Genomic DNA, 5,849 nt, shown 5'->3' with positions numbered 1-5,849 from the left:
CTGCGCGCCGTAGGCCTGCGCGCTGCCCGGGTCGGGGACCACCGCAGGCGGCGCCCAGCCCGCGGAGGCCGCGGCCGGCTCGGGCTCGTCGGGCTTCGCCTCGACGACGTACCCCTCGGATGCCACCGCGAGCGAGGAGTACCCGTCGGCGAGCTCGACCTCCTGCGTGGACTCGCCCCCGAAGCGGTCGACCGGGACGTAGGTCGAGGTCGCCGTCGCGCCCGAGTAGGGGTCGACGACGTTGACGAGCAGGAAGCCGACGGATGCCGCGAACGCGAACACCACGGTCGCCGCCTGCTTGACGGGACCCGTCACGCTCGCCCGTTGCGCCGGCTTGGTCGCCACGGCCGTCTCGACCGGCGATTCGGGCCGCACCCGGCGCTCGGTCTGGTGCGGCCGGCGGGATCGCACCTCGGCAGCGGCGTCGGCACGTGCCCACCGCTCGCGGACGGCATCCATCGGCATGTCGTCGTACTCATCCGTATGCCTGCCCACGATTGGATGAGTGTAACGGAGGGAGTCCCCCCGGTCGAACCCCGAGCCGCTCACCGGACCGCGAGCATCACGTCGACCACGGCGTCCAGGACCAGGTCGACCTGCGCCTCGCGATAGCCGCCGCGCTGGGCGGAGAAGACGACCGCGCGCACGTCGTCGATCGCGATCGGCCACCCGTCCCGGAAGTACCGGGTGAGTCGATCGGCGAACGCGTCGACCTCGCGCACGTCGTAGCCGACGGCGAGCCAGCTGACACGGTCGAACCGGACGCCCTCGGGCCGCGCGAGTCGGTTCGCGATCACCTGCGCCGTGGTGCGCGCCTCGGCGAGCCACGCCTCGTCGCCGTGCAGCCGCGAGGCGATCTGCCGCTCGCGGAACGCGAAGGCGTCCTCCAGGCGCTCCATGGCCGCATCGACGTGCGAGGTCGAGTAGCCGCCCTTCTGCATCGAGAACGCGGTCAGGCGGATGCGCTCGGCATCGAGACCCTGGTCCTCGGCCTCGGGCCGGCCGTCGTAGGCGCGGCGGGCGCGTTGGAGGAAGTCCTCGACCTCGGTGGTCTTGTAGCCCAGCTGATTCCTGCGGGCCCGGGGGAACGTGGCATCCACCGCACCAGTATCGCGCACGAGCACCCGTTCCTCGCGCACGGTCAGGCGAAGATCTGGAACGCGACGAACGCGACCGCCGCGGACGGCAGGATCGAGTCGAGTCGATCGAGGAACCCGCCGTGCCCGGGCAGCCACGAGCTCATGTCCTTGATGCCGAGGTCGCGCTTGATGAGCGACTCGGCGAGGTCGCCGAGGGTCGCGGTCAGGAAGATCGCCGCGCCGAAGGCCAGGCCGAACCACCAGGGTTGCCCGAGCATGAAGAGCGCGAGCAGGACGCCGGCGATCAGGCTCGCGAGTGCGCCCCCGGCGAATCCCTCCCAGGTCTTCTTCGGGCTGATGACGGGAGCCATCGGGTGCCTGCCGAAGGCGAGGCCGGAGGCGTACGCCCCGGTGTCGGCGGCGACGGCGGTGATGATGAACGCCAACGTCCACCACTGGCCGCCGTCGGCGGCGGTGAGCACGACCGCGAAGGTGGCGAGGAAGGTGACGTACCCCTGCACGAAGATCCCGGCTCCGAGGTCGCGCACGAGTCCCGACGTCTCGGCGCGGACGCTCGCCGAAGCCTGCTGCGCGAGTCGCCAGAGCACGACGAGCGCAATCCCGATGAGGACGGCTGCGAGCTGCCCGGCGGGCCCGCCGTAGTACGCCACGGGCACGGTCACGACCGCCGCCGCGACCGTCGGGATGCGCGGGACCCGGTACCCGCCGTGCTTCAACGCAGCTGCGAGCTCGGAGCTGGAGAATCCGGCCAGGACGACCGCGAACACCATGAACAGCTCCTTGAACACCAGGAGGCTGAGCAGCAGCGTGCCGCCGAACGCGAGGCCGATCAGGATGGCGAGCAGCAGGTTCCGCCCGGTGCGCGCGTTGATGCGCTCCTGCGCCTCGTCGAACTGCGCCCGCGACGCCTCGAACTGGCGCTCGAGATCCACCCGTCGCGCATGCATCTGCGCGCGGAGCTCGTCGCGCGTCGAATGCCGCTGGTCGTCGGCGTCCGACCGTTCCCCATCAGGGACGCCCGTCATGGTGTGCCTCAGACCTCGAGGAGTTCGGCTTCCTTGCGCTTCAGCGCCTCGTCGATCTGGTCGACGTGGGACTTGGTGACGTGCTCGAGTTCCTTCTCGCCGCGCCCCACCTCGTCGTCGCCGACCTCGCCCTTGAGCGCCTCGAGGTCGTCCTTCGCCTTGCGACGGATGTTGCGGACCGACACCCGCGCGTCCTCGGCCTTCGAGCGCACGATCTTGACGAACTCCTTGCGGCGCTCCTCGGTCAGCTCGGGGAGGGTGACGCGGATGATGTTGCCGTCGTTCGACGGGTTGGCGCCGAGGTTCGGCGTGTCGCGGATGGCCTGCTCGATGTCCTTCATCGCGGACTTGTCGTAGGGCGTCACGACGAGCGTGCGCGCCTCGGGGTTCGCGAGCGAGGCGAGCTGGGCGAGCGGCGTCGGCGTGCCGTAGTAGCTCACCATGATCTTCTGGAAGAGCTGCGGGTTGGCGCGGCCGGTGCGAACGGAGGCGAAGTCGTCCTTGGCGACCTCCACGGCCTTCTGCATGCGTGCACTTGCTTCGGACAGTACATCCGCGATCACGGGGACTCCTTCTCTCGGGCTCCGGACAGTCTATCGACCGGCGGTCGGCTCGCCGTTGCTCACGATGGTGCCGAGGTCGGCGCCGAGGATCGCCTTCGTCACGTTGCCCGCAGGCTCCATGCCGAAGACCTGCATCGGCATGCCGTTGTCCATGCAGAGGCTGAACGCGGTCGAGTCGACGACCTTGAGGCCGCGCTGCAGCGCCTCCTGGTAGCTGATCCGGTCAATCTTGTGGGCGTCGGGATTCGTGCGCGGGTCGTCGGAGTAGACCCCGTCGACGCCGTTCTTCGCGACGAGCACGACCTCGGCGCCGATCTCCAGCGCGCGCTGTGCGGCGACCGTGTCGGTGGAGAAGTACGGCAGTCCGGCGCCGGCGCCGAAGATGACGACCCGGCCCTTCTCGAGGTGCCGCTCGGCTCGGCGGGGGATGTAGGGCTCTGCGACCTGCGTCATCGAGATCGCGGACTGGACCCGCGTCTCGGCGCCCGCCTGCTCGAGGAAGTCCTGGAGGGCGAGCGAGTTCATCACGGTGCCGAGCATGCCCATGTAGTCGGCGCGTCCACGGTCCATCCCGCGCTGGCTGAGCTCGGCGCCGCGGAAGAAGTTGCCGCCGCCGACGACGATCGCGACCTCGACCGTGCGAGCGGCATCGGCGATCTCGCGCGCCAGCGAACTGACGACATCGGGGTTGACTCCGAGTGCGCCGCCGCCGAACGCCTCGCCCGACAGCTTGAGCAGCACCCTGCGCGTGTGTTCCGTCATCCCCGACCGATCCTTCCCCTCTGGGAGTCAAAACTAGTGGTTCCGGGCCCGCGCCGCAGTGCAGGCGGGACCGCGCCGCGGCCGATGCGCGTCGCCGCGGCATCCGGACACAGCAAAGGAGCCCGGACCGCGGGATGCGGTCCGGACTCCCCTGTCACGTGTTACGCGCCGACCTTGAAGCGAGCGAAGTCGCTCACGGTCACGCCGGCGTCCTGCACGACCTTGCCGACGGACAGCTTGTTGTCCTTGGCGTAGTCCTGCTCGAGCAGCGCGACCTGCTTGAAGAACGCGCCGAGGCGACCCTCGACGATCTTCGGGAGGGCGGCCTCGGGCTTGCCCTCCTCGCGGGTGATCTGCTCGACGAGTGCGCGCTCCTTCTCGACGGCCTCCGCCGGGACGTCCTCACGGGTGAGGTACTCCGGCGCGGCGAACGAGATGTGCTGCGCGATCGAGCGCGCGGTCTCCGCGTCGTCGCCCGCGTAGCCGAGGACCACGCCGACCTGCGGGGGCAGGTCCTTCGAGGTCTTGTGGAGGTAGATCGAGAAGTGCTCGCCCTTGACGAGGCGGACGCGGCGGAGCTCGACCTTCTCGCCGAGGATCGCGGCCTCGCCGTCGATGAGCTCGCCGACGGTCCCGGCCTCGGCCGGCGCGGCCAGGGCGGCCTCGACGGTCTCGGCACGGCTCGCGGCGACGGCCGCGAGCACGCGGTCGGCGAGGCCGACGAACTTGTCGCCCTTGGCGACGAAGTCGGTCTCGCAGGCGAGCTCGATGAGGGTCGCGGTGCCGTCGCCGTTCTCGACGGCGGCCACGAGGCCCTCGGAGGTCGAGCGGTCGGCGCGCTTGGCGTTGCCCTTGGCGCCCTTCAGGCGGAGGATCTCCGTCGCCTTCTCGATGTCGCCGTCGGCCTCGACGAGCGCGTTCTTGGTGTCGGTCATGCCGGTCCCGAGCTGCTCGCGGAGCGCCTTGATGTCGGCGATGCTGACGTTGGCCATGTGGAATGGACTCCCTGTCGTTTCGGAGTGGGTGGGGATGCCGCGTTACTCGGCGGCAGCAGCGGCGGCCGTGGCGTCGGCCTCGGACTCGGTCGCGGCGACCTCGGTCGCCGCCTCGTCGACGACCTCCGCGGCCTCGGCCTTCGCCTCGGACTCCGACTCCGCGACCTTCTCGGTCTCGGCGGAGGCCTGCTCCGGGGTGGTCTCAGAACCGGCCTTGAGGAGCTCCTGCTCCCACTCGGCGAGCGGCTCGGCCTCTTCGCCCTCTTCGGGCTTCTGGTGGCGCTGGATGAGACCCTCGGCGGCCGCGTCGGCGATGATGCGGGTGAGCAGGCTCACCGAGCGGATCGCGTCGTCGTTGCCCGGGATCGGGTACTGGACCTCGTCGGGGTCGCAGTTGGTGTCGAGGATGCCGATGACGGGGATGCCGAGCTTCTTGGCCTCGTCGATCGCGAGGTGCTCCTTCTTGGTGTCCACGACCCAGAGCGCCGACGGCGTCTTCGAGAGGTTGCGGATGCCGCCGAGCGACTTGTGCAGCTTGTCGAGCTCGCGCTTCTTGAGGAGGAGCTCCTTCTTGGTGAAGCCCGAGGTCGTGCCCTCGAAGTCCAGCTCCTCGAGCTCCTTCATGCGCGCGAGGCGCTTGGAGACCGTCGAGAAGTTGGTGAGGAGGCCGCCGAGCCAACGCTGGTTGACGTACGGCTGGCCGACGCGGGTCGCCTGCTCGGCGATCGACTCCTGCGCCTGCTTCTTGGTGCCGACGAAGAGGATGGTGCCGCCGTGGGCGACCGTCTCCTTGACGAAGTCGTAGGCCTTGTCGATGTAGGCCAGCGACTGCTGGAGGTCGATGATGTAGATGCCGGAACGCTCGGTGAAGATGAACCGCTTCATCTTCGGGTTCCAACGGCGGGTCTGGTGCCCGAAGTGCACGCCGCTGTCGAGCAGCTGGCGAATGGTGACGACGGCCATGGCCGTACTCCTTCTGTTCTCAGTTGACGCTCCGACCGGCGGTCGGAAGCCCTGGTGCCCGGCACGGCTCCGCCGGCTCGTGCTTCGACAGCTGCGAGCGGGACTGAGTGGAGTCGGTGGCCGAATGGGCACGCGTAGTCGCCCCGACAGGCGAGGCGCTCCGGTCATGCTATCACGGCGCGGCTCGGCGACCCCTCCTCACCACCGGGCTTCCGACGGCCTCCGCACACCTGCGCGGGGCGCGCGGCCGACGACCGCATGCGGCCACGAGACGGTCGACGCATGCGCCTCTCCCCCGTTCCCGGCACCGCCGTCGCGGCGAGCTTCGCCGGACTGCTCGCCGCCCTCGTCCTCGTCCTGGCCGCGCCCGGCTCCGCGTCCGCATCGACGGTCGCGGCGACGGTCCCGACCGCGCGCGCCTTGGCGATCGTCCTCGGGCCG

Annotated in this window: 6 protein-coding genes and 1 pseudogene; all 7 read right to left on the bottom strand. The window is 70.1% G+C overall.

Features of this window, described 5'->3' with window-relative positions:
• A pseudogene (locus tag ESO86_RS10160) lies at nucleotides 1-465 on the bottom strand (hypothetical protein); the annotation flags it as partial.
• A gap of 80 nt (nucleotides 466-545) precedes the next feature.
• Nucleotides 546-1,100: a DivIVA domain-containing protein gene (locus ESO86_RS10155; RefSeq protein ID WP_129234792.1), complete on the bottom strand. Its 555-nt coding sequence runs from the start codon at nucleotides 1,098-1,100 to the stop codon at nucleotides 546-548.
• A gap of 41 nt (nucleotides 1,101-1,141) precedes the next feature.
• Nucleotides 1,142-2,125: a phosphatidate cytidylyltransferase gene (locus tag ESO86_RS10150; protein ID WP_242492313.1), complete on the bottom strand. Its 984-nt coding sequence runs from the start codon at nucleotides 2,123-2,125 to the stop codon at nucleotides 1,142-1,144.
• Nucleotides 2,126-2,133: 8 nt separating this feature from the next.
• Nucleotides 2,134-2,688 carry a ribosome recycling factor gene (gene frr, locus ESO86_RS10145; RefSeq protein WP_129234791.1) on the bottom strand — a complete coding sequence of 185 codons (555 nt, stop codon included), beginning with the start codon at nucleotides 2,686-2,688 and terminating at the stop codon, nucleotides 2,134-2,136.
• Between the two features lie 30 nt (nucleotides 2,689-2,718).
• The gene (pyrH, locus tag ESO86_RS10140) at nucleotides 2,719-3,450 is read right to left on the bottom strand and encodes a UMP kinase (RefSeq protein ID WP_129234790.1); all 732 of its coding nucleotides are present in this window, start codon (nucleotides 3,448-3,450) and stop codon (nucleotides 2,719-2,721) included.
• Nucleotides 3,451-3,611: 161 nt separating this feature from the next.
• Complete coding sequence (gene tsf / locus ESO86_RS10135) at nucleotides 3,612-4,442, bottom strand: translation elongation factor Ts (protein ID WP_129234789.1); 831 nt, start codon at nucleotides 4,440-4,442, stop codon at nucleotides 3,612-3,614.
• A 45-nt stretch (nucleotides 4,443-4,487) separates the two neighbouring features.
• Nucleotides 4,488-5,408 carry a 30S ribosomal protein S2 gene (gene rpsB / locus ESO86_RS10130; RefSeq protein WP_129234788.1) on the bottom strand — a complete coding sequence of 307 codons (921 nt, stop codon included), beginning with the start codon at nucleotides 5,406-5,408 and terminating at the stop codon, nucleotides 4,488-4,490.
• Nucleotides 5,409-5,849: the final 441 nt, after the last annotated feature.

It is taken from the genome of Agromyces binzhouensis (assembly GCF_004135055.1).
Lineage (GTDB): Bacteria > Actinomycetota > Actinomycetes > Actinomycetales > Microbacteriaceae > Agromyces > Agromyces binzhouensis.
Note: the sequence above shows the minus strand (reverse complement) of the source record. Positions and strands in the feature narration are given on the sequence as shown.

Coding starts and splice junctions, on each gene's coding strand:
- pyrH (WP_129234790.1), bottom strand. CDS start 3,450: ATGACGGAACACACGCGCAGGGTGCTGCTCAAGCTGTCGGGCGAGGCG.
- rpsB (WP_129234788.1), bottom strand. CDS start 5,408: ATGGCCGTCGTCACCATTCGCCAGCTGCTCGACAGCGGCGTGCACTTC.
- tsf (WP_129234789.1), bottom strand. CDS start 4,442: ATGGCCAACGTCAGCATCGCCGACATCAAGGCGCTCCGCGAGCAGCTC.
- ESO86_RS10150 (WP_242492313.1), bottom strand. CDS start 2,125: ATGACGGGCGTCCCTGATGGGGAACGGTCGGACGCCGACGACCAGCGG.